Origin of the sequence: Micromonospora sp. CA-269861 (assembly GCF_050948505.1) — a bacterium.
GTDB lineage: Bacteria > Actinomycetota > Actinomycetes > Mycobacteriales > Micromonosporaceae > Micromonospora.
This window is the reverse complement of the sequence record NZ_CP192014.1, coordinates 6,685,840-6,709,131: the sequence shown is the minus strand read 5'-3', so window position 1 is coordinate 6,709,131 and position 23,292 is coordinate 6,685,840. Positions and strand designations below refer to the sequence as shown.

General features: G+C 71.7%; 21 protein-coding genes. 17 read left to right on the top strand and 4 right to left on the bottom strand.

The annotated features are described in order from the left end of the window. The first annotated feature begins 32 nt into the window (after positions 1-32). From ACQP0U_RS30900 to ACQP0U_RS30890, 3 genes are all read left to right on the top strand, one after another. Positions 33-1,274, top strand: coding sequence for an ABC transporter permease (locus tag ACQP0U_RS30900; RefSeq protein ID WP_433313965.1), 1,242 nt, complete (start codon positions 33-35; stop codon positions 1,272-1,274). A gap of 53 nt (positions 1,275-1,327) precedes the next feature. Beyond that, a complete protein-coding gene (locus ACQP0U_RS30895) occupies positions 1,328-1,636 on the top strand; it encodes a hypothetical protein (RefSeq protein ID WP_279515403.1) in 309 nt (102 codons plus the stop codon). 125 nt (positions 1,637-1,761) lie between these two features. After that, on the top strand, positions 1,762-2,193 hold the full coding sequence (locus ACQP0U_RS30890; RefSeq protein ID WP_433313962.1) for a hypothetical protein: 432 nt from the start codon (positions 1,762-1,764) through the stop codon (positions 2,191-2,193). 50 nt (positions 2,194-2,243) lie between these two features. Here ACQP0U_RS30890 and ACQP0U_RS30885 read toward each other — a convergent pair whose 3' ends face one another. Continuing rightward, a complete protein-coding gene (locus tag ACQP0U_RS30885; RefSeq protein ID WP_433313959.1) occupies positions 2,244-3,248 on the bottom strand; it encodes an ABC transporter ATP-binding protein in 1,005 nt (334 codons plus the stop codon). 2 nt (positions 3,249-3,250) lie between these two features. Here ACQP0U_RS30885 and ACQP0U_RS30880 point away from each other — a divergent pair, with 2 nt between their 5' ends. From ACQP0U_RS30880 to ACQP0U_RS30865, 4 genes are all read left to right on the top strand, one after another. Further along, positions 3,251-3,937 (top strand): ABC transporter permease, encoded by a 687-nt coding sequence (locus ACQP0U_RS30880; RefSeq protein ID WP_357354264.1) that lies wholly within the window; start codon positions 3,251-3,253, stop codon positions 3,935-3,937. Continuing rightward, on the top strand, positions 3,934-4,674 hold the full coding sequence (locus ACQP0U_RS30875; RefSeq protein ID WP_433313956.1) for an ABC transporter permease: 741 nt from the start codon (positions 3,934-3,936) through the stop codon (positions 4,672-4,674). Before ACQP0U_RS30880 ends, ACQP0U_RS30875 begins: the two co-directional genes overlap by 4 nt. 200 nt (positions 4,675-4,874) lie before the next feature. Continuing rightward, complete coding sequence (locus ACQP0U_RS30870; RefSeq protein ID WP_433313953.1) at positions 4,875-5,879, top strand: glycine betaine ABC transporter substrate-binding protein; 1,005 nt, start codon at positions 4,875-4,877, stop codon at positions 5,877-5,879. Positions 5,880-5,989: 110 nt separating this feature from the next. Beyond that, positions 5,990-7,666: a hypothetical protein gene (locus ACQP0U_RS30865; RefSeq protein WP_433313950.1), complete on the top strand. Its 1,677-nt coding sequence runs from the start codon at positions 5,990-5,992 to the stop codon at positions 7,664-7,666. An 18-nt stretch (positions 7,667-7,684) separates the two neighbouring features. On the opposite strand, the gene ACQP0U_RS30860 is transcribed toward ACQP0U_RS30865, so the two are convergent. Together ACQP0U_RS30860 and ACQP0U_RS30855 are read right to left on the bottom strand one after the other, a co-directional pair. Beyond that, positions 7,685-8,872 (bottom strand): NADH-quinone oxidoreductase subunit D, encoded by a 1,188-nt coding sequence (locus ACQP0U_RS30860; protein ID WP_433313947.1) that lies wholly within the window; start codon positions 8,870-8,872, stop codon positions 7,685-7,687. Then, entirely contained in the window at positions 8,869-9,933 is a 1,065-nt protein-coding gene (locus ACQP0U_RS30855) for an SAM-dependent methyltransferase (protein WP_433313945.1), read from the bottom strand. The genes ACQP0U_RS30860 and ACQP0U_RS30855 overlap by 4 nt, the downstream gene beginning before the upstream one ends. A 299-nt stretch (positions 9,934-10,232) precedes the next feature. On the opposite strand from ACQP0U_RS30855, the gene ACQP0U_RS30850 reads away from it, so the two are divergent. The 7 genes from ACQP0U_RS30850 (at position 10,233) to ACQP0U_RS30820 (ending at position 17,088) form a co-directional block, all read left to right on the top strand. After that, positions 10,233-11,195 carry a Rossmann-like and DUF2520 domain-containing protein gene (locus ACQP0U_RS30850; protein WP_433313943.1) on the top strand — a complete coding sequence of 321 codons (963 nt, stop codon included), beginning with the start codon at positions 10,233-10,235 and terminating at the stop codon, positions 11,193-11,195. A 55-nt stretch (positions 11,196-11,250) separates the two neighbouring features. Next, positions 11,251-12,099, top strand: a complete 849-nt coding sequence (panC, locus tag ACQP0U_RS30845) for a pantoate--beta-alanine ligase (RefSeq protein ID WP_433313940.1) — start codon at positions 11,251-11,253, stop codon at positions 12,097-12,099. 45 nt (positions 12,100-12,144) lie between these two features. Beyond that, a complete protein-coding gene (gene panD / locus ACQP0U_RS30840) occupies positions 12,145-12,573 on the top strand; it encodes an aspartate 1-decarboxylase (RefSeq protein ID WP_030327945.1) in 429 nt (142 codons plus the stop codon). Between the two features lie 96 nt (positions 12,574-12,669). Further along, on the top strand, positions 12,670-13,566 hold the full coding sequence (locus ACQP0U_RS30835) for a septum formation family protein (RefSeq protein WP_433313937.1): 897 nt from the start codon (positions 12,670-12,672) through the stop codon (positions 13,564-13,566). 98 nt (positions 13,567-13,664) lie between these two features. Continuing rightward, positions 13,665-15,359 (top strand): L-aspartate oxidase, encoded by a 1,695-nt coding sequence (locus ACQP0U_RS30830; RefSeq protein ID WP_433313936.1) that lies wholly within the window; start codon positions 13,665-13,667, stop codon positions 15,357-15,359. A 56-nt stretch (positions 15,360-15,415) separates the two neighbouring features. Beyond that, positions 15,416-16,312 (top strand): carboxylating nicotinate-nucleotide diphosphorylase, encoded by an 897-nt coding sequence (nadC, locus tag ACQP0U_RS30825; protein ID WP_433313933.1) that lies wholly within the window; start codon positions 15,416-15,418, stop codon positions 16,310-16,312. A gap of 17 nt (positions 16,313-16,329) precedes the next feature. Next, positions 16,330-17,088, top strand: a complete 759-nt coding sequence (locus ACQP0U_RS30820) for a type III pantothenate kinase (RefSeq protein ID WP_433313930.1) — start codon at positions 16,330-16,332, stop codon at positions 17,086-17,088. Between the two features lie 36 nt (positions 17,089-17,124). Here ACQP0U_RS30820 and ACQP0U_RS30815 read toward each other — a convergent pair whose 3' ends face one another. Then, a complete protein-coding gene (locus tag ACQP0U_RS30815; protein WP_433313927.1) occupies positions 17,125-17,865 on the bottom strand; it encodes a class I SAM-dependent methyltransferase in 741 nt (246 codons plus the stop codon). An 88-nt stretch (positions 17,866-17,953) separates the two neighbouring features. Here ACQP0U_RS30815 and lysS point away from each other — a divergent pair, with 88 nt between their 5' ends. The 3 genes from lysS to ACQP0U_RS30800 all read left to right on the top strand — a co-directional run bounded on the left by lysS (position 17,954) and on the right by ACQP0U_RS30800 (position 22,977). Continuing rightward, positions 17,954-19,462, top strand: a complete 1,509-nt coding sequence (gene lysS, locus ACQP0U_RS30810) for a lysine--tRNA ligase (RefSeq protein ID WP_433313924.1) — start codon at positions 17,954-17,956, stop codon at positions 19,460-19,462. Between the two features lie 112 nt (positions 19,463-19,574). After that, a complete protein-coding gene (locus ACQP0U_RS30805) occupies positions 19,575-19,919 on the top strand; it encodes a histone-like nucleoid-structuring protein Lsr2 (RefSeq protein WP_036392792.1) in 345 nt (114 codons plus the stop codon). Between the two features lie 514 nt (positions 19,920-20,433). After that, positions 20,434-22,977 carry an ATP-dependent Clp protease ATP-binding subunit gene (locus ACQP0U_RS30800; RefSeq protein ID WP_196920089.1) on the top strand — a complete coding sequence of 848 codons (2,544 nt, stop codon included), beginning with the start codon at positions 20,434-20,436 and terminating at the stop codon, positions 22,975-22,977. Positions 22,978-23,292: the final 315 nt, after the last annotated feature.

Sequence of the window (23,292 nt, the reverse complement as noted above, 5' to 3'; positions counted from 1 at the left end):
TGGGGACGGCCGGCCACTGGGGAGGCGGCGTCATGGGGTACGAAGAAGCGGGCCGGGACCGGTCGGCCGAACCTTCGTCGGGGGTGCCGGCCGCCGTACTGGAGAACGTCTTCGACGACCCCACCCACGGTGAGCCCGGCCGGGACCGGATCGGCGTACACCTGGGGTGGGAGTTGCTGCTGCTGGCCGGGCTGGCGGCCGTGAGCTGGCTGCTCTGGCAGGAGGATCCGTCCGCCGTACGTGACGGCAACCTGCGCACGCTGCTGATCGACGCGGTCGGGCTGGGCCTGCTCGCCCTGGCCGCCGGGCTGAGCCTGCGTACGGCCGCACCGAACCTGGCCGTCGGCCCGGTCGCGGTGGCGGCCGCCCTGCACTACGCCGAGCAGGGTGACCGGGGCCTGCCGGCCTCGATCGGCCCGGCCGTGGCGGTCGCCGCGGTGGGCGGGCTCGCGCTGGCGCTGGCCGTGGTGGTGTTGCACGTGCCGGGCTGGGCCGCCAGCCTGGCCGGCGCCGCCGCCGTGGTGGTGTACATCGAACGCCGCTCGGCGCCCGTGCTGGTGCAGGGCGACTACGACCCGGCCGGCAGCGCCGGGTATCTCTTCGCCGGCTTCGCCGCGCTTGCCGTCCTCGGCGGGTTGTTCGGCGCGATCCGGGCGATCCGCCGGCTCGTCGGCCGGTACCGTCCGATCGCCGATCCGGCCCGTCGGCGGGGCGTGGCGGCCGCCGTGGTGACCGCCGTCGCGCTCGTCGTCTCCACGGTGCTGGCCGCCCTCGCCGGCGTGCTGCTCGCCGCCAACGACCCCGGGCCGGTGGCGCCGACCTCGGGGCTGGACTGGACGGTGCTGGCGATCGGCGTGGCCCTGCTCGCCGGCACCAGCGCCTACGGTCGCCGGGGCGGTGTGTTCGGCACGGTGCTGGCGGTCGGCCTGGTCAGCGTCTTCCAGGTGTACGCGCCGGAGCGCGGCTGGACGCTGAGCAACTGGGTGGTCGGCGGGGCCGCGCTCGGCGTCGGGCTGCTGGCCACCCGGCTGGTCGAGACACTCGGGCGGCCCCGCGCCGGCAGCCCCGGTAGCCCTGGCAGCACCGGCAGCAGCGAGCGGCCCGAGCCGGTCAGCGACGGCACGATCAGTTCGGGCTGGACCATGCCGCAGCCGCAGTCCGTCGACAACTGGCCTCCCACGCTGCCGACCCAGGCCGCACCCCAACCGGTCGACCCGTGGCGGGATCCGCGGTGGGAGGACGGCCCACGGCGGTGGGACACAGACGAGCGGTGAGCCGCGTCGCGTCCGCCGAGCCGGAGCTGATCTCGACCGTTAGGCTCGGCGACATGACCGACACACCTGCCGCCACCCCCGGCGGAACCTCGTTCGAGGAGCTTGACGCGCTGTCCACCGAGGAGTTGCGGGAGCGGGCGTTCGCCCGGGCCCGGGAGCGTCGGGACGTGGGGTTCTACTGGTCGGTGCTGCGCCACCTGCCGAACGCGGACGAGGCCACGGTGCTGGACGGCGCCCCGAACTCGATCGGCCCGACGATCGACGAGGCCAACGCGCTGTGGCGGGAGCTGACCGGCCACGGCTACGAGGAGTCGGCGCCGCTGCTGCGGGCCGCCTTCATCGACTATCTGATGAAGCACTGAGCCGCTCGGGGCAGCCCAGGTCCGCCCGACCCACCGGTTCGGGGCCTGGGCGGATCGCGTCGTTCATCCACCGCTCCGGCCCGGTCAGCCGCTACGGCACGGCCGCCGGCACCGGCGCGCTGGCCGTGTTGCTGCTTGTCGGCATCTGCGGCAGTCCGGCGTACACCGGTTGGGCCGTCACCCTGACCGACCCCGACTCGGCAGGCGCCTTCTACGCGCGCCTGCTCGCGTGGCCGGCCTGGCGGCTCGACGCGGACGGTCAGGCCGGCGGGTTGTTCGCCGCCGACCTGCGGGCCGTGCTGCTGGTGGTCCTCGCGGTGGCCCTGCTCTACCTGTTGCCCGCCGCCCAGATCGCGCGGGTGCCCGGCCCGGTCAGCCAGTTCTTCTCCGGCTGGGCCGCGTACGTGCTGGCCGGCGGGCTCGCCGCCGTGCTGGCGGCGCTGCTCGGCCCGGCACCGTCACTGCTGGGAGCACTTCAGGACGCCAGCGCCGGTGCGGGTTACGGCTTCCTCACCGGGTGGATCATCGGCATCGCCAGCCTCGGCGGTCGCGCCTGACCTGACCGGGGTCGGGCGCGGCTGGTGCGCCCGACCCGGCCCGGGGCGGGTCAGCTGGTCGGGCGGCCGAGGTCGAGGAGACGCTGTCGGCTGAGCGCGCCCACCGGCCGGCCGTCGTCGGTCACGAGGAGCCGGTCCCGACCCGAGGTGAGCAGGGCCGCCAACGCGTCGTACGCGGTACCGTCCACCGTGACCGTGGGCAGGTCCGGTGCGGCGTCCTCGGGTACCGGCTCCAGCGCCTCCCGGTCGAGTGGGGTGACCGCCAACCGGCGGATGCCCCGGTCGGCGCCGACGAACTCGCGTACGAACGGGGTGGCTGGTGCGCCGAGCAGTGCGGCCGGGGTGTCGTACTGCTCCAGGTGCCCGCCCGCGGAGAGCACGGCGATCCGGTCGCCGAGCCGGACCGCCTCGTCGAGGTCGTGGGTGACCAGCACGATCGTCTTGCGCACCTCGGCCTGAAGGCGCAGGAACTCCTCCTGGAGGCGGGCCCGGACGATCGGGTCGACGGCCGAGAACGGCTCGTCCATCAACAGCACCACCGGGTCGGCGGCGAGCGCGCGGGCCACCCCGACCCGTTGCCGCTGGCCACCCGACAGCTCGTGCGGGTAGCGACCGCCGAACTCGGCCGGGTCCAGCCCGACCAGATCGAGCAGCTCGTCGACCCGGGCCCGGGTCTGGCCCTTGGGCCAGCGCAGCAGGCCCGGCACGGTGGCCACGTTGGCCCGTACCGTCTGGTGTGGAAAGAGACCGACGTTCTGGATGACGTACCCGATTCGACGGCGTAGCCGTACCGGGTCGACGTCGGTGACATCCTCGTCGCCGAGCGTGATGCGACCAGCGGTCGGCTCGATCAGGCGATTGATCATCCGCAGCACCGTCGACTTGCCGCAGCCGGACGGGCCGATCAGCACCACCAGCTCACCGGCCCGGACATCCAGGCTGAGGTCCCGGACGGCCTCGGTGCCGTTCGGGTAGCGCTTCTGGATGCCCTGCAGCGAGATCGACGCCGCACGAGGGGATTGGGCCACGTTGACAGCCTCCGGGGTAACGTCCACGTATGTCCTTCCGCCTGAGCTACCGGGCCGACCCGGGTAACCCCTGGTTCTCCTGGCAGTACGTGCGGGACAACTCTGACACGATCCTCGCCGCGGTGCGCGAACACGCCTCCCTCACCGGGCGAGCGGTGTTGATCGCGGTGCTGATCGCCCTGCCGTTGTCCGTGCTGGCGTACTGGGTTCGTCCGCTCGCCGGTCCGATCCTCGCCGTCAGCGGTGTGGTCTACACCATCCCGTCGTTGGCGCTCTTCGCGTTCATCGCCCCCTACCTGGGCACCGGGACGACCACGGTGCTGGTCGGGCTGGTCCTCTACGCGCTGCTGCTGATCGTGCGCAACGTGGTGGCCGGTCTCAACCAGGTGCCCCCGGAGGTTCGTGAGGCCGCCGAGGGCATGGGTTACGGCCGGTGGAGACGCCTGTTCCGGATCGACCTGCCGCTGGCGCTGCCGGGCATCGTGACCGGCGTACGCCTGGCGACCGTCTCGACGGTGGCGCTGGTCACGGTCGGGGTGCTGGTCGGGCACGGAGGGCTCGGGCAGTTGATCTTCGCGGGCTTCCAGAACAACCTCTACAAGGCCGAGATCATGACCGCCGCACTGCTCTGCGTGGCGCTCGCGGTCGTGCTCGACCTGCTGCTCATCCTGGTCGCCCGACTGGTGACCCCCTGGTCCACCCGGAGGGCACGGTGACCGTCGCGGCGAACCCGATCGGCCAGGCGATCACCTGGATCAACGACCCACTCAACTGGACCAACCCGGGCGGCATGCTCGACCGGCTCGGTGAGCACCTGACGATCTCGGCCCTGGCGGTGGCGCTCGGTTGCCTGGTGGCCTGGCCGCTCGGGCTCTGGCTGGGGCACCTCGGCCGAGGTGGCGGCCTCGTGGTGCTGATCTCCAACGCCACCCTGGCCATCCCCACCCTGGCGCTGCTGACCATCCTGCCGGTGGCCTTCGCCAGCGGCTTCGGGCGGACGCCGGTCGTGGTGGCACTTGCCGTCTTCGCCGTGCCACCACTGCTGGCCAACGCGTACACCGGGGTACGGCAGGTGGACCCGGAGGCCCTCGACGCGGCCCGGGGGATGGGTCTGTCCAGCGGACAGCTGCTGCGCCGGGTGGAGTTGCCGCTCGCGGTGCCCTATCTGGCGGCCGGCTTCCGGACCGCAGCGGTCCAGGTGATCGCGACCGCGGCGCTGGCGTCCTTCGTCAACGGCGGTGGCCTCGGCCAGATCATCCGGACCGGCTTCGGCATCGGCATCGCGGCCGGCGGCGGCCAGATCGTCGCCGGCGGTGTGCTGGTGGCCGGGCTCGCGCTGCTGGCCGAGGTGGTCCTCGGCGGCGTCGAACGGCTGGTCACCCCCAAGCCACTGCGGCGCGGGCGGCAGCGGCTGGGGCGGCCCCGGGCCGCCGATGCCACCGGGAGTGCCTGACCCGTCCGGGTGAGCCTGCGTCGAGCCGCCGACCCACGCCCGTCCGATCGGTGACGATGAGGTGACGAAGTCCATCCCAAGTTGTCGGTCGGCTGCGGAGCATGTTGGGTGGATATTCGCGGGCGACCGACAGTAAGGATCGCCCGTCGGACACGCGGCCGGCCCGGGACGGGCCGCGCCGGGACACGGAAGGCGGGCACATGCGCGCACGTACACGGCTGGCGATCGGGGCGATCAGCGCCGTCGCCGGGGCAGCGCTCCTCACCGGATGCGGTGACGCCGGCTCCTCGGGCACCGACGCACCCCAGACGAGCGCCTCCGGCGCCGGGTGCGCTCCGGTCGCCGGCCAGCAGCTCATCGCTCTGCAGGACGACAAGAAGCTCCAGAACTCCGACAACGTCATTCCGGCGGTCAACAGCAAGGCGGCAAACCCGCAGCTGATCGCCGCACTGGACAAGGTCTCCGCCACGCTCGACACCCCGAAGCTGATCCAGCTCAACAAGGCGGTCAACGAGGACCGCAAGACCGCCAAGGTGGCGGCCGAGGAGTTCGCCAGCGCCAACAACCTCACAGCGGGCATCGCCAAGGGCCCGGGCGGCAACATCACGGTGGGTGCCGGCAACTTCGCCGAGAGTCAGATTCTTGGCGAGCTGTACCGGATCGCGCTCACCGCCGCCGGCTACCAGGTCAAGGTGCAGCAGATCGGCAACCGGGAGCTCTACGCGCCGGCTCTGGAGAAGGGCGAGATCCAGGTCGTCCCGGAGTACGCGGCGACCATGGCCGAGTTCCTCAACACCAAGGCCAACGGCCAGAACGCCCAGCCGATCTCCTCGCCGGACATCAACACGACGGTGACCGCGCTCAAGGCCGAGGGCGACAAGGCCGGCCTCACCTTCGGCACCCCGGCCGCCGCGCAGGACCAGAACGCCTTCGCGGTGACCCAGGCCTTCGCCGACAAGCACGGCGTGCGGACCCTCTCCGAGCTGGCGGCGAAGTGCTCCGGCAGCGCGACTGTGCTGGGTGGCCCGCCGGAGTGCGAGCAGCGTCCGTTCTGCAAGCCGGGCCTGGAGAAGACGTACGGACTGTCGTTCGGCAAGTTCTCCTCGCTGGACCAGGGCGGGCCGCTGACCAAGAGCGGGCTGCGCGACGGTTCGATCAGCGTGGGCCTGATCTTCTCCTCGGACGGTGCCTTCGCCACCAGCTGAGCCCTCCCCGCACGTGCTGAGGACGCCCCCGCCCCCGACCGGGCGGGGGCGTCCGTGCGTCCCGGGGACCCCGTTCCCTCCGATGGATATCGTGGGTAGGCTGCACATCCATGCCAGCCCCGGCCACCTCTGACGCCCGGCGTCAACCACCGCTGCTGACCATGCTCTTCTGGGCGGGCGTCGCGCTCGCGCCGGTGGCGGCGCTGATCCTGCTGGTGGCCGACGGCAACGGCCCGCTGCGCTTCGCCGCGGTGCTCGCCATTCTCGCGGTGGTGCTGATCGGTCTCTCCATCGCGCTGCGGCCCGACGGCGAGGGCGACTCGGCGCGGACCGACGAGCTGCTGGACGAGATCGAGGAGCTGCGCCGGGAGCTGCGCAGCGAGATCGTGGCCGCCGCCCAGCGTGGCAACCAGGCGCTCGACCAGGCGCAACGGGCCCACGAGGGGATCGCCGCGGTACGCCGCCGCCTCGACGCCAGCGGTGCCGCCCTCGCCGGTGCCGCCCCCGGTGTCGACCCGGCAGGTGCCGGGCGGGCTCGGGTGGCTGCCGGCGAGCCGCCGGTGGCCGACGTGCCGGCGGCCCGTAGCCGGGTCCCGGTGCCGGGCGACGCGTCGGCCGGCCGCGCCCGGGTGTCCGGCCCCGACGACGCGCCCCGCTGGGGGCGCTCCGAGCACACTGACGACGAGCCGGCGTACGCACGGGAGGCCCCCAAGCCACCGGCCACAGCCGGGGTGTACGGCGGGGAACGGCCCGCCGGCACCGCGTACGGCGCAGCCCGACCCCGGGAGCACGACCGCCCCGAACCCGCGCACCGGTCGGGTGGGGTGGTCCGACACACCGAGACCGTGCACGTCACCACCCGGCACACGGTGGTGGACGGCGGCGCGGCCGAGCCGGCCGGGCGCTACGGCGGCGGGTACGCAGGTCAGTGGAGCCCGCCCGCGCAGGAGTGGACCCGGGGCGGCGACGCGGACGAGCGCCCCCGCCCGGCCGGCCGAGCAAGGAGCGAGCCGGAGGAACGCCCCAGAACCGGGTACGGCGACGAGCCGGGCTGGACGGGTCGCCGCGACGAACCTGAGTGGACTGATCGGCGCGACGCGTACGCCCAACCGGACGAGCCCGCTCCGGCGGCCCGTTCGCACCGCACACCGGAGCGGCCGGCGGCGGGCTCCTGGGACAGCCCGGACGATCGGGGCTGGTCGGAGCAGCGCGACCGGACGGGCGCCGCCGCGCCGCAGCCCGGGCCGCCTCTGCGGGCCGACGACACCGGCGAGTACTGGTCGCAGCTGCGGGCCGGTGACCGGTGGGCCGCCGTCCGCGACGACGAGAACGGCCGTGAGCTGCGGGTCGGCGAACGCCGGGCCGAGGTGCACGCCGACGCCACCGGCACCGAGTACCGGGTGGCCGACCGCTGGGCCGCCGTCCGCCACGAGGAGCCGCGCCGCCACGAGGACGCCGGCCGCTACGAGGAGCCGCGCCGTCACGAGGACGCTGGCCGGTACGAGGACGCTGGCCGGTACGAGGACGCTGGCCGGTACGAGGACGCTGGCCGGTACGAGGAGCCGCGTCGCGACGGTGGCCGGTGGGCCGAGCCGGGACGGCCCGCGCTGCCGGTGGGTGGTGTGCCGGTGCCGGACGAGTGGCGTCCACCGCGCCAACGCGGCCACCAGGCGGAACCCGCGCCGGAGCGGGCCGGCCGGCGGCGGGTCGACGAGCGCTACGGCTACCCGCCCCAGGACGACGTACCGCGTGCCGGCGGCGCGCCACCCGCCGACCGCTGGCGGTGATCGGTCAGGCGGCTCGCGTCACTTGTCGATGTCGCCGACCACGAAGAACATCGAGCCGAGGATCGCGATCAGATCCGGGACCAGGCAGCCGGGGAGCAGGGTGGCCAACGCCTGCACGTTCGCGTACGAGGCGGTGCGCAGCTTCAACCGCCACGGCGTCTTCTCGCCCCGGGACACCAGGTAGTAGCCGTTGATGCCGAGCGGGTTCTCCGTCCAGGCGTACGTGTGCCCCTCCGGCGCCTTGAGCACCTTCGGCAGCCGGGTGTTGATCGGCCCGGTCAGCCGGTCCACCCGGTCCAGGCACTGCTCGGCGAGGTCCAGTGACGCGTACACCTGGTCGAGCAGCACCTCGAAGCGCGCGTGGCAGTCCCCGGCGGTCTTGGTGACCACCGGCACGTCCAACTCGTCGTAGGCCAGGTAGGGGTCGTCGCGGCGCAGGTCCAGGTCGAGCCCGGAGGCCCGGGCCACCGGCCCGGACGCGCCGAACGCGGCGGCCTCCGCGGCGGACAGCACCCCCACGCCGACCGTACGGGCCAGGAAGATCTCGTTACGCCGGATCAGGTGGTCCAGGTCGGGCAACCGCCGGCGTACCTCACCGATGGCCGCGCGGGCCCGTCCGGTCCACCCGTACGGCACCTCCTCCTTGAGGCCACCGACCCGGTTGAACATGTAGTGGATCCGGCCGCCGGAGACCTCCTCCATCACCGCCTGGATGGTCTCCCGTTCCCGGAACGCGTAGAAGATCGGCGTGATCGCACCGATCTCCAACGGGTACGAACCGAGGAACATCAGGTGGTTGAGCACGCGGTTCAGCTCCGCGAGGGCCATCCGCAGCCAGGTGGCCCGCTCCGGCACCTCCATGCCCATCAGGCGTTCCACAGCGAGCACCACACCCAGCTCGTTGGAGAACGCCGAGAGCCAGTCGTGCCTGTTGGCCAGCACGATGATCTGCCGGTAGTCACGCACCTCGAAGAGCTTCTCCGCGCCCCGGTGCATGTAACCGACGATCGGTTCGCAGGCGACCACCCGCTCGCCGTCGAGCACCAGCTTCAACCGCAGTACCCCATGCGTGGAGGGGTGCTGTGGGCCGATGTTCAGCACCATGTCGGTGCCGAGCTGCTGATCACCGGTGCCGGCGATCAGCCCGGCCCCGGTGCCGACGGTCAGTTCACGGAGGTCCCCGGCGTCGGTGGTCATGCCCGTCATCGTGCCACGGCCGGCCCGAGCGGGATGCCGACCGGCTGGCGCAACCACAGGTGGCTGCCGAGCCCGGCCAGGTCGGTCAGCTCGGCCACCGCCGACGCGGCGGCCAACGCGCGCACGTAGCCGACCGGGTCGGTGCCGGCCAGGCTGAGCGGCGGTCGGCCGCCGTCCGCCCCGAGCGCCCGCAGCGCCTCCCGCTGCACGACCAGGGAGTACGCGCACTCGGCGACCGCCGCACCAGCGGAGGCGACCGAGTCCATGGCCACGTGCGCGGTGACGTCACTCGACCCGTCCGGCACCGGAGGCACCTGCCGCCCACCCCGGTACCCGGTCAACGTCCCGTCCACCGGCCGAGCCTCCCGCAGGTGCCCGTAGTCCACAGCCGCCGCCAGGCCCTGGCTGATCTTCCCCACCGCGGTTGCCCAGGCTTCGTCTCTGGTGCGTCCGATCTCGGCTCGGTGGTTGCTGTGGGGGGTTGCGGGGCTGGGCCACCAGGTGGTGAGCCAGTCGAGGTCATCGGGGCTGACCACCTCACCGATCGACTCGGTGCCGCTCTCCGGGTCGACCAGCAGGTATCGCCAGCCGTCTTCGGTGTGCACCGCGACGTCAAGTGGGACGTTGTCCAGCCACTCGGTGGCGAGCAGCACTCCGGTGATCCCGGTGGGGATCTCGGGTGTCCAGTTGATCTCTTCGGGCAGGTTCTCGGGGCGTTCCGCGTACTCCACCGCTGTGAAGCGGACCCGCTCCGCGAGTGGCGGTCGGACCGTGCCGGACGACGGCTCGTCGGGCGGCCGACGCGCGGAAACCCTGACCGCGCCCCCGACGGACGCCAGCAGAGCGCGGAGTAGCTCTCCTCGACCCGCGCCCACGTCGACCACATCGAGCCGGTCAGGGTGGTCGAGGGCCGAGTCGACGTCTGAGATCAGGCGGAGGAGCGCGGTGGCGAATGCTGGGGACGCGTGCACGCTGGTGCGGAAGTGGTCGGCCGGCCCGGTGCCGGCGACGAAGAAGCCGCCCGGCCCGTAAAGGGCGCTGGCCATGGCGTCCCGCCAGAGGATCGACATCAGTGCGTCCCGTGTTGCGCGTGTGTCACCGTGCCGACCCTACGGACACCGGATACGAGACGACCCGCGATCCCCGCACCCGCAGTCCACCCTCGCGATCGTGCATTTTCTGTCGCGAGCTAAGGGACATTCCACGCATCAGGGCGACCGGAACTGCAAGATCGGCGCGGCGTGGTCTGGCGTGCGGACGGGGCGTTGCGGGGGTGGTGAAGGTTTTCACACATGCTTGTCCGGGTTCGGTGGGCCGGGCGCATACTTGCGATCGACCGGTACCCCTTCTCGAGGACTGGATCGTGGTCATGAGCGCACCGTTGCGCCCGCGTCCGGCCGCCCCACATGGGCCCGCCGCATCGTGGGATCGCGCCGTTCCCGGCGCCCGTCTGCTCACCGTCGGCGTCGTTGGCGCCGGTCGGGTCGGCACCGTCCTGGGCGCCGCGCTCGCCGCCGCCGGGCACCCGGTGGTCGCCGTCTCCGGCAGTTCCGGAGCCAGCCGCGCCCGCCTCGCCCTGCTGTTGCCCGAGGTGCCCCGCCGCCCGGTCGCCGCCGTGGCCCACGCCGCCGCTGACCTGCTGCTGATCGCGGTGCCGGACGACCGGCTGGCCGAAGTGGTGGCCGACCTCGCGGAGCGGGGTGCGCTGCACCCGGGCCAGATCGTCGCGCACACCTCGGGAGCGCACGGCCTGGCCGTGCTGGCGCCCGCCGTCGCGGCCGGTGCCCGACCGCTCGCCCTGCACCCCGCGATGACCTTCACCGGTACGCCTGACGACCTGGCCCGGCTGGACGGCATCTCGTACGGGGTGACCGTCCCTGCTGACTTGCGCCCGCTGGCTGCCCGGCTGGTCGCCGACCTCGGTGGGGTGCCCGAGTGGGTGGCCGAGTCGGATCGCCCGCTCTACCACGCCGCGCTGGCCCACGGCGCGAACCACCTGGTCACGCTGGTCAACGAGGCGACCGACCGGTTGCGGGACGCCGGGGTGTCCCGGCCGGAGAAGGTGCTCGCCCCGCTGCTGCGGGCCGCCCTGGAGAACGCGCTGCGGCTCGGCGACGACGCGTTGACCGGCCCGGTCTCCCGTGGCGACGCGGGCACCGTGCAGCGGCACCTGGCCCGGTTGGCGGCCACCGCACCGGAGTCCGTCCCCGCGTACCTGGCGCTGGCCCGTCGTACCGCCGATCGGGCGATCGCCGCCGGCCGGCTGCGGCCGGTGGACGCACAGTCGCTGCTCGGCGTGCTGGCCGACAGCGGTCGGGAGGTGGCGGCGTGAGCGTGCGGAGTGAGCCGATCTTGCGAGCCCCGCAGTCGCGAACCGAGGTGGCGGCATGACGCAGGTGGTGCACACGCGCGCCGAGCTGGCTGAGGCCCGGGCCGGGCTGAAGGGCACGGTCGGGGTGGTGATGACCATGGGCGCGCTGCACTCCGGGCACGAGACGCTGCTGCGCGCGGCCCGGGAGCAGGCCGACCATGTGCTGGTGACGGTCTTCGTGAACCCGTTGCAGTTCGGGCCGAACGAGGACTTCGACCGCTATCCGCGCACCCTCGACGCCGACCTTGAGGTGTGCCGGCGGGCGGGCGCCGATCTGGTCTTCGCCCCGTCGGTGGCGGACATGTACCCGGACGGGCAGCCCCGCGTACGCCTCGACCCGGGTCCGCTCGGCGCTGAGCTGGAGGGGGCGAGCCGCCCCGGCTTCTTCCACGGGGTGCTCACCGTGGTGCTGAAGCTGCTCCAGCTCACCCAGCCGGACCTGGCGTTCTTCGGCGAGAAGGACTACCAGCAGCTCACCCTGGTCCGGCGGATGGCCCGCGACCTGGACGTGCCGGTCGAGGTGGTCGGCGTGCCGACCGTTCGGGAGCCGGACGGGCTGGCGCTCTCCAGCCGCAACCGTTACCTGAGCGAGCCGGAGCGGGCCGCCGCGCTGAGTCTGTCCGCCGCGCTGCGGGCCGGTGCGCGGGCGGCCGACGACGGCCTGGACGCGGCAGCGGTGCTGACCGCCGCGCACGCCGCGTTCGGCGCGGGTACGCCCGGTGCCCGCCTCGACTACCTGGTGCTCACCGATCCCGAGCTGGAACCGGGGCCGGTGTCCGGGCCGGCCCGGCTGGTGATCGCCGCCTGGGTGGGCGCCACCCGGTTGATCGACAACGCGGCGATCCACCTCGCCCCGCGCCCCTGACCCCGGCCGCACCACCCTCCACCAATCCCGCGAAAGGCCACCCCGATGTTGCGGACCATGCTCAAGTCGAAGATCCACCGGGCCACGGTGACCCAGGCCGACCTGCACTACGTCGGTTCGGTGACTGTGGACGAGGACCTGCTCGACGCCGCCGACCTGCTCCCCGGCGAGCAGGTGGCGATCGTGGACATCACCAATGGCGCCCGGCTGGAGACGTACGTGATCCCGGGCGAGCGGGGCAGCGGCGTGATCGGCATCAACGGTGCCGCCGCGCACCTGGTGCACCCCGGCGACCTGGTCATCCTGATCTCGTACGGGCAGATGGACGACGCCGAGGCCCGGTCCTACCGGCCACGTGTCGTGCACGTCGACGCCGACAACCGGGTGATCGAGTTGGGTGCCGATCCGGCTGCGGCGGCACCCGGCACGGCCGGGAACCCGGTGCCCAGCCCGCTGGCTGTGTCCGGAGTCTGATCCCGCGTACCGTGATTCCGGTCTGTTACCGGAAGGTCATTTCCGGTTACCCTGGGCACGCTGGCGGAAGCCGGTCGGTGGCTGGGGGAGGCCGCGATGCGCCGTGCCATGACGACCCTGTTCGCCACTGCCGTGACGGCAGTGCTGCTGGTGGGCTGTGCCGGGTCCGATGGCCTGGACGGTGATCTGACCGACGACTGGGCGGCGCTGCCGGCACCGTCGGCGTTCACCCCGGCCGCCGGTGTGTGTCACGCCGCCGACTTCACCGATCTGGTCAGCCTGGCCGGCTATGAGCCGGTGGACTGCGCCGGGCCGCACCGCCTGGAGACCGTGCATGTCGGGGCGTTCCCGGTCGAGCGGACGACCGCTCCGGCTGGTGGTTCGACCGAGTTGCGGGGCGCGTTCGCCGAGTGCGACACCCGGGCGACCGGCTACGTGGGTGACGACTGGCGGGCCGGCCGGCTGCGGCTGTCAGTGGCGCTGCCCAACGGGCCAGGTTGGGCGGCGGGTTCCCGCTGGTTCCGCTGCGACCTCACCGAGCTGACCACCGTCGAGGCGGGGGCCACGGTGGTGGTCCGGTCGGGCAGCCTGCGGGACGCGTTGAAGGTGCCGAGCGGGCTGCGACTCGGTTGCCAGCAGACCCGGGGCGGCGCCGGCCGGGGCGTGCAGACGCTGATCCCTGTGGAGTGCGGCACGCGGCACGACGCCGAGTTCGTCGGGGTGTGGCGCGCACCGGACACGGCGTACCCGACCCGGGAGGCCGACTGGGTGCCGCTCTACAACGGTTGTCGCAGTGCCCTCGCCCGGTACGCGGGCGTACCGGACAACGCCGAGCTGCGCTTCCGCAGTGGTGTGGTGGTGCGACCGCCGGGGGCGGGGCGCTGGAAGGTGGGTGATCGGGGCGTCCGCTGCTATCTGTGGCTCAGCGACCGTACGGTGACCGCCTCGTTGAAGGGCGCGGGCCCGGCCGGTCTGCCGTTCCGGACGAAGTGACCACGGCCTGATGGTCGGCGTGCGCCGGACGGGGTAGCCCAAAACACTCGTCCCGCCCCCGCCGCCCCGGGCGAGGATGGTTCGGGTTGACTGAGGGGATGGACCTTCCGACCGTCGACCTGCCTGCCCTGCCCGCGCTGCTGGCCGCGCCCGCGCCCGGCTGGGTGGAGACCACCGACGTGATCGTGGTGGGTTCCGGCGTGGCCGGGTTGACCGCGGCGCTGCACCTGCGTGAGGCGGGTCTGCACGTCACGGTGGTCACCAAGGTCAACATTGACGACGGCTCGACCCGGTGGGCACAGGGCGGCATCGCCGCCGTGCTCGACCCGGCCGACACCCCGGCGGCGCATGCCCGCGACACCGAGGTCGCCGGGGTCGGGCTGTGTGACCCGGGGGCGGTCCGGGTGCTTGTCGAGGAGGGTCCGACCCGGCTCCGTGAGCTGATCCGGATCGGCGCCGAGTTCGATCGGCACCCGGACGGCTCGCTGATGCTGACCCGCGAGGGCGGGCACCGGGCGGACCGGATCGTGCACGCCGGCGGGGACGCCACCGGCGCGGAGGTGCAGCGGGCCCTGCACGCGGCGGTGCAGCGCGACCCGTGGATCCGGCTGGTCGAGCACGCCCTCGTGCTGGACCTGCTGCGCGCGCCGGGCGACGGCCCGGACGGCCTCGGCCCGGCCTGCGGGATCACCCTGCACGTGCTGGGTGAGGGCAGTGAGGACGGCGTCGGCGCGCTGCTGGCCCGTGCGGTGGTGCTCGCCACCGGCGGGATGGGGCAGGTCTTCTCGGCCACCACCAACCCGGCGGTCTCCACCGGGGACGGGGTGGCGCTGGCGTTGCGGGCCGGCGCGGCGGTGACCGACGTGGAGTTCGTCCAGTTCCATCCGACCGCTCTGCTCACCCCGTCCGGCACGGGGGTGCCCGGGGCCGGGCACGCACAGCAGCCGCTGGTCTCCGAGGCGTTGCGCGGCGAGGGCGCGTACCTGGTGGATGGGGACGGCAAGAGGTTCATGGTGGGCCAGCACGAGTTGGCCGAGCTGGCACCTCGGGACGTGGTGGCCAAGGGCATCCACCGGGTGCTGCTGGCCACCGGCGCGGACCACGTCTTCCTCGACGCACGGCACCTGGGCGGCGACTTCCTGGCCGCTCGGTTCCCCACCATCGTGGCGTCCTGCCTGGCGATCGGCGTGGACCCGGCGACCGACCTGATCCCGGTGGCGCCGGCCGCCCACTACGCCTCGGGCGGGGTCCGGACCGATCTGCGCGGCCGCACCTCCATCCCCGGCCTGTACGCCTGCGGCGAGGTGGCCTGCACGGGCGTGCACGGCGCGAACCGACTGGCCAGCAATTCGCTGCTGGAGGGTCTGGTCTTCTCCCGGCGGATCGCCGAGGACATCGCGGCAGGCCTGCCCGAGCAGGCCCAGCCGGCGGACACCGGCGCCTGGCGCGGGGGTACGGGCTGGGTGCTGCCCGCGGAGGTGACGCCGACCCTGCAACGGGCGATGACCCGGGGGGCCGGGGTGCTCCGATCCGCGGCGACGCTTGCCGAGACGGCCGGGACGTTGACCGAGCTGGGCGTCGCCCGGGGTCGGCCGCGCACCGCCGACTGGGAGGCGACGAACCTGCTCACCGTGGCAGCGACGCTTGTCGCCGCCGCGTACGCCCGCGGTGAGACCCGGGGCTGCCACTGGCGGGAGGACTTCCCGACGGCCGACGAGCGGTGGCTGGGCCATCTCGTCGGGGCGGTCGGGGCGCAGGGTCGGGTGACGCAGCAGTGGGAGGGGACCCAGTGAGCGCGAGGAGTGAGCCGATCTTGCGAGCCCCGCAGTCGGGAGCGAAGGAGGCGACGATGACGGAGTCGACGGACATGGCGTTGCGGGCGGCCGGGCTGGATCCGGCGCACGTACGGCAGGTGATCGAGGGTGCGCTGGTCGAGGACCTGGGCCCGGATTTCCTGGACGTCACAAGCGTGGCCACCATTCCGGCGGAGCAGACCGACACCGCCGACCTGGTGGCCCGCGCGGACGGGGTGTTGGCCGGGATGGCGGTGGCCGCCGCCGTGTTCGAGCTGGTGGGCGAGGTGACCGGCTTCGGTCGTACCGTCGAGGTGTCGGTGCTGGCCCGCGACGGCGAGCGGGTGGCCCGTGGCGATGTGCTGGCGACGGTGACCGGCCCGACCCGGCTGCTGTTGACGGCCGAGCGGACGGCGCTCAACCTGCTCTGCCGGATGTCCGGGGTGGCCACCCACACCCGCGCCTGGGCGGACGCGCTGGCCGGCACGAAGGCGATGGTGCTGGACACCCGCAAGACGACGCCGGGCCTGCGGGCGCTGGAGAAGTACGCGGTGCGTGCCGGCGGTGGCACCAACAAGCGGATGGGCCTCTACGACGTGGCCATGATCAAGGACAACCACAAGCTGGCGGCCGGGGGCATCACGGCGGCCTACCGGCGGGTCCGGGAGGCGTTCCCGGAGGTGCCGGTACAGGTCGAGGTGACCACCGTCGACGAGGCGGTGGAGGCGGTGGAGGCCGGGGCGGACTTCCTGCTCTGCGACAACATGACGCCGGAGGTGCTGGCCGAGGCGGTCGCCGCGGTGGGTGACCGGGCGGAGTTGGAGGCGACCGGCGGGCTGACCCTGGAGGTGGCCGGCAGGTACGCGGCCACCGGCGTGGACTTCCTCTCGGTGGGCGCGTTGACGCACTCGTCGCCGATCCTGGACATCGCGCTGGACCTGCGCACGGACTAGTTGTCTAGGCTGCGTGCGTGCTGCTCTGCATCGACATCGGAAACACCAACACCGTGCTGGCGACCTTCGACGGCGACAAGCTGGTGCACTCCTGGCGGATCAAGACCGATGCCCGTTCGACGGCGGACGAGCTGGGCCTGATGTTCCGGGGTCTGCTCGCCGGGGACAACGTCGAGATCACCGGCGTGGCCGCCTGCTCCACGGTGCCGGCCGCGCTGCGGTCGCTGCGCACCATGCTCAGCCGGTACTACGCCGATCTGCCGAGCGTCGTGGTCGAACCGGGAGTGCGGACCGGGGTGCAGTTGGCGATCGACAACCCGAAGGAGGTCGGCGCCGACCGGGTGGTGAACACCCTGGCCGCGTACACCCTCTACGGCGGCCCGTCGATCGTTGTGGACTTCGGCACCACCACCAACTTCGACGTGATCAGCGATCGCGGTGAGTTCCTCGGCGGCGCGTTCGCCCCGGGCATCGAGATCTCCTTCGACGCGCTGGCCGCGCGGGCCGCGCAGTTGCGCAAGGTCGAGGCCACCAAGCCCCGCTCGGTGATCGGCAAGAACACCGTGGAATGCCTCCAGGCCGGCCTGTACTTCGGCTTCGCCGGGCAGGTGGACCGGATCGTCGAGCGGATGACCGAGGAGCTGGGCGAGGTGCGGGCGGTGATCGCCACCGGTGGCCTCGCCTCCCTGGTGATCAACGAGTGCCGCAGCATCACCCACCACGAGCCGATGATCACGCTGATCGGCCTGCGGATGGTCTACGAGCGCAACCTCTGACCCCGGCCGGCGTCGGTGCCGGCCACCGGGCGGGCGTCAGCGCCGCCGGGCGCGCAGCACCAGCGTCCGGTACGGCAGCTCGACGGTGTCCCGGCCGACCAGGGCGGGGTGGGTGTTCAGGAGTTCGTTCAGCTCCCGCTCGACCCGCCTCTGATCGTCAGTGGATGCGGTGAGCCAGTACGAGCGGGTGCGGACCATCCCGAGCAGCTCAGCCGGGGTGAGCGTGGTGCGGTGCGTGAACTCGCGCTGTTCGATGGCGTCGAAGTCCGGGCCGAAGTCGGGGTACTCGCCGACGACCAGGCCGCTGGACTTGTCCCCGAGGTGGGCGATACGGCTCAGGTCGGCCACCCAGTCGACGCTGTCGTCCCGGATGTTCCAGATGGGGGCGAAGGGGCCGCCGGGGCGAAGCACCCGGGCGATCTCGGCGTGCGCGGGCTCCCGGTCGAACCAGTGGTACGCCGTCCCCGCCAGCACGGCGTCCGCCGTCGAGTCGGGCAGGGGCATCGCCTCGGCGCTGCCCGCCAGCGCCGTCGTGCCCGGGGTGCTGGCGGCGAGCTGCGCCCGCATCCCCGGATCGGGCTCGACGGGTACGACCTTGTGGCCCAGGGCCAGCACAGCGCGGGTCAGGATGCCGGTGCCCGCCGCGAGATCGACCACCCGGGCCCCGCTCAGCCCGTCGAGTGCCCAGCGGACCGCGGCCTCGGGATAACGTGGTCGAAACCGGTCGTAATCACTCGCGGCGACGCCGAATGACAGGGCGTGAGTGTGATCGACCATGACGGGCAGGTTATCCCGTAACAGCCTCCGGACCGCTTGAGTACGCTCGGGCCTGACCCCCTGTATCTCCGTGACGAGGAAGCGTGCCGTGAGCGAGCAGAACCCCGTGCCAGTGGACCCCGCCGACGACCTTCCCGAGCAGATGAAGGTCCGCCGGGAGAAGCGGGACCGGATGCTCGCCGAGGGCGTCGAGCCCTACCCGGTCGGCTTCCCCCGCACCACCACCCTGGCGCAGGTCCGGGCGGGCTATGCCGACCTGGCGACCGACACCGCGACCGGCGACCAGGTCGCGGTCACCGGCCGGGTGATCTTCGTACGCAACACGGGCAAGCTCTGCTTCGCGACACTGCGGGACGGCGACGGCACCGAGTTGCAGGCGATGCTTTCGCTGGACCGGGTCGGCCCGGAGCGGCTGGAGGCGTGGAAGCGCCTCGTCGACCTCGGCGACCACGTCGGCGTCACCGGCGAGGTGATCACCAGTCGCCGGGGTGAGCTGTCGGTGTTGGCCCAGCAGTGGGAGATGACAGCAAAGGCGCTGCGACCGTTGCCGGTGGCCCACAAGCCCCTCTCCGAGGAGGCGCGCGTCCGGCAACGTTACGTCGATCTGATTGTCCGGCCGCAGGCACGGGAGATGGTGCGCACCCGGGCCGCCGCAGTACGCAGTCTGCGCGATTCACTGCACGGGCAGGGCTTCATCGAGGTGGAAACGCCGATGTTGCAACTGCTGCATGGAGGCGCGGCCGCCCGACCGTTCGTGACCCACAGCAATGCGTTGAACACCGATCTGTATCTGCGAATCGCTCCGGAACTGTTTCTCAAGCGCGCTGTGGTCGGTGGCGTCGACCGCGTCTTCGAGATCAACCGCAACTTCCGTAATGAGGGTGTCGACTCTTCGCACTCGCCGGAGTTCGCGATGCTGGAGACGTACCAGGCGTACGGCGACTACGACACGATGGCCGAGTTGACCCGCAATCTCGTGCAACAGGCGGCGATCGCGGTGAGCGGCTCGACGGTGGTGACCCACGCCGACGGTCAAGAGTTCGACCTGGGCGGCGAGTGGCGGTCCGTGACGTTGTTCGGTGTGCTTTCCGAAGCACTGGGCGAGGAGGTCACGGTCCGCACCGAACGCTCCCGCCTGGTGGAGTACGCCGACAAGCTGGGATTGGCTGTGGACCCGAAGTGGGGCCCGGGCAAGCTGGCCGAGGAGTTGTTCGAGGAACTGGTCGTTCCCGGCCTGCAGGCGCCCACCTTCGTGCGGGACTACCCGGAGGAGACGAGCCCGCTCACCCGGGCACACCGCAGCGAGCCGGGGCTGGCCGAGAAGTGGGACCTCTACGTGCTCGGCTTCGAGCTGGGCACCGCGTACTCCGAGCTGGTCGACCCGATCGTGCAGCGGGAGCGGCTGGTCGCCCAGGCGCAGTTGGCCGCCCGTGGCGACGACGAGGCGATGCGTCTCGACGAGGACTTTCTTCGGGCGATGGAGTATGGAATGCCGCCGGCCGGCGGTATGGGAATGGGAATCGACCGGCTGTTGATGGCCCTGACCGGGCTCGGAATTCGGGAAACGATCCTCTTCCCGTTGGTCCGCCAGGAGTAGTCCCGCCCGGGCGCACGCCGAGCCGTAACGGCATCCTATTGACGCGACGAGCGGCGCACGGGTTATTGTGCTCTCGTTAGCAGGAGCACCCTGCTCGAAAGGAATGTGGGACGTGGCCAAGCAGATCATTCACAAGCTGGTCGATGACCTGGACGGCGGGGACGCGGACGAGACCGTCAAGTTCGCTCTCGACGGCGTTCAGTACGAGATCGACCTGTCGAGCGCCAACGCCGCGAAATTGCGCGATGCATTTGCCTCGTACGTCGGTGCCGGCACCAAGGTCGGCCGGGGTGGCGTCGTGATCGGCGGGCGGGCTGCCCGCGGTCGGGGTGGCGCGACCGCCGACCGGGAACAGAACAAGGCGATCCGGGAGTGGGCCAAGAAGGCCGGCAAGGACATCTCGGACCGGGGTCGTATCCCGCAGGAGATCGTGGACGAGTTCCACGCGAAGCGCTGATCCGTCAGCAGTTTGGTGGCCAGCCGCCACCGCAGGCGACACCGACGCCGGGCCGGAGGAGTTCTCCGGGCCGGCGTCGCCGTATCCGGATGGCGTCGTTGTGCCCGTTCCGGGCCGGGAAGCATTCCGGACCGACCGGCGTTGTCCACAACCAGTGGAACAGCTGTCCACAGCCTGTGGACAACCTCCCCCAGGGCCGGGCGCGGCGCTCGTCGTGATCGCCGATCCGCCCTTCCGGAGCCTCCTGGAGCGCTTCCGGACCCTGGATCGGCCTTCCGTCGAGCCAGTCGGATTTCGCTCTGCGCGTAGCGACAGGGCTACCGGAACACCTCCTGAGCGCGGACGGTTGTTCAAAACGACGTGCAACCGACCCAGAGCAGAGACACACGACCTCAGCTGAGTCGGTCAGCGACGATAGAGTAAGGAGGCACGGACGCCCGTCCTGGACGTTCGTGCACCGGCCCCGCCAAGATCTTGACCATCAAGGCGCACGGCACGTGAGGAGCACGAGGGCATGTTCGAGCGGTTCACCGACCGAGCGCGACGGGTTGTCGTCCTGGCCCAAGAAGAGGCCCGGATGCTCAACCACAACTACATCGGTACGGAACACATCCTGCTGGGCCTGATCCACGAAGGTGAAGGCGTCGCGGCAAAGGCCCTGGAGAGCCTCGGCATCTCCCTTGAGGGCGTCCGTCAGCAGGTCGAGGAGATCATCGGCCAGGGCCAGCAGGCGCCGAGCGGGCACATCCCGTTCACGCCGCGGGCCAAGAAGGTGCTGGAGCTGTCGCTGCGCGAGGCGCTGCAGCTCGGCCACAACTACATCGGCACGGAGCACATCCTGCTCGGGCTGATCCGTGAGGGCGAGGGCGTCGCTGCCCAGGTGCTGGTCAAGCTCGGCGCCGACCTCAACCGGGTCCGCCAGCAGGTGATCCAGCTGCTCTCCGGCTACCAGGGCAAGGAGCCTGCTGCTGCGGGCGCCGCGCCGGGTGAGGCCGCGCCGTCGACCAGCCTGGTGCTGGACCAGTTCGGCCGCAACCTGACTCAGGCCGCCCGCGAGGGCAAGCTCGACCCGGTCATCGGGCGCGAGAAGGAAATCGAGCGGGTCATGCAGGTGCTCTCCCGCCGTACCAAGAACAACCCGGTCCTGATCGGTGAGCCCGGCGTCGGTAAGACCGCCGTCGTGGAGGGCCTGTCCCAGAAGATCATCAAGGGCGAGGTGCCCGAGACCCTCAAGGACAAGCAGCTCTACACGCTCGACCTCGGTGCGCTCGTCGCCGGTTCCCGCTACCGCGGTGACTTCGAGGAGCGCCTCAAGAAGGTGCTCAAGGAGATCCGCACCCGCGGCGACATCATCCTGTTCATCGACGAGATCCACACCCTGGTGGGTGCGGGTGCCGCCGAGGGCGCGATCGACGCCGCGAGCATCCTCAAGCCGATGCTGGCCCGTGGTGAGCTGCAGACCATCGGTGCCACCACGCTCGACGAATACCGCAAGCACCTGGAGAAGGACGCCGCTCTCGAGCGCCGCTTCCAGCCGATCCAGGTGGGTGAGCCGTCGCTGGCCCACACCATCGAGATCCTCAAGGGCCTGCGTGACCGCTACGAGGCTCACCACCGCGTCTCGATCACGGATGCCGCTCTCGTGGCTGCCGCAACCCTGGCCGACCGGTACATCTCCGACCGCTTCCTCCCGGACAAGGCGATCGACCTGATCGACGAGGCCGGTGCCCGGATGCGGATCCGTCGGATGACCGCGCCGCCAGACCTGCGTGACTTCGACGAGCGCATCGCCCAGGTGCGTCGCGACAAGGAGTCCGCGATCGACGCGCAGGACTTCGAGCGCGCCGCGCAGCTGCGCGACAAGGAGAAGCAGCTCCTCGGCCAGAAGGCTCAGCGGGAGAAGGAGTGGAAGGCCGGTGACCTGGACGTCGTCAGCGAGGTTGACGACGAGCAGATCGCCGAGGTGCTCGGCAACTGGACCGGCATCCCGGTCTACAAGCTGACCGAGGAGGAGACCTCACGCCTGCTGCGCATGGAGGACGAGCTGCACAAGCGCGTCATCGGCCAGGAGGACGCGGTCAAGGCGGTCTCGAAGGCGATCCGGCGTACCCGGGCCGGCCTGAAGGACCCGAAGCGCCCGTCGGGCTCGTTCATCTTCGCCGGCCCGTCCGGTGTCGGTAAGACCGAGCTGTCCAAGGCGCTCGCCGAGTTCCTCTTCGGCAGCGAGGACGCCCTCATCCAGCTGGACATGTCCGAGTTCCACGACCGTTACACGGTCTCCCGGCTCGTGGGTGCCCCTCCCGGCTACGTCGGCTACGACGAGGGCGGGCAGCTGACCGAGAAGGTGCGGCGTCGGCCGTTCTCGGTGGTCCTCTTCGACGAGATCGAGAAGGCCCACCCGGACGTGTTCAACACGCTCCTGCAGATCCTCGAAGACGGTCGGCTCACCGACGGTCAGGGTCGGATCGTGGACTTCAAGAACACGGTCATCATCCTGACCACCAACCTGGGCACCCGAGACGTCGCCAAGGCGGTGTCGCTGGGCTTCCAGCAGTCGGAGGACTCCGAGTCCAACTACGACCGGATGAAGCAGAAGGTCAACGACGAGCTCAAGCAGCACTTCCGGCCTGAGTTCCTCAACCGGATCGACGACACCATCGTCTTCCACCAGCTGCGCCAGACCGAGATCCTCTCGATCGTGGACATCATGATCCAGCGGATCGAGGGCCAGCTGCGGAACAAGGACATGGGTCTGGAGCTGACCGACAACGCCAAGAAGTACCTGGCCGCGAAGGGCTTCGACCCGGTGCTCGGTGCCCGTCCGCTTCGTCGCACGATCCAGCGCGACATCGAGGACAACCTCTCCGAGCGCATCCTGTTCAACGAGCTGACCCCGGGCCAGATCGTTGTGGTCGACTGCGAGGGCGACCCGGACGACATCGACAACTCCAAGCTCGTCTTCCGGGGCTCGGACAAGCCGGTCGAAGTTCCGGACGCTGTCCCCGCCGACCTCGGTGGCACTGCCGCTGGCACCGCCGCCGCAGGCGTGGACGAGTAGCACAACAAGCAAGGGGCGGGGCCCCGGTGGCGCAAGCTACCGGGGCCCCGCCTTTTGCGTTCCCCCCACAGGCAACACCCGCCGCCCCCGCTCGCCGGCGCCGCGCCCGCCCCCGCTCGCCGCCGCCGCACCCGCCTGCGCTGCCGCGTCCTTCAAGATCCGCGCAACATCAGGGAAAGTGCTGCCTCGCCGCGTCCGGAGGCAGCACTTTCCCTGATGTTGGGCCGTGATGGTGGGGCAGGGTGGTGAGCTCGCGCTTTCCTCGCTCCCGGGAGGGCTTCCACCCGCAAGATCGCGCAACATCCTGGATGTAGT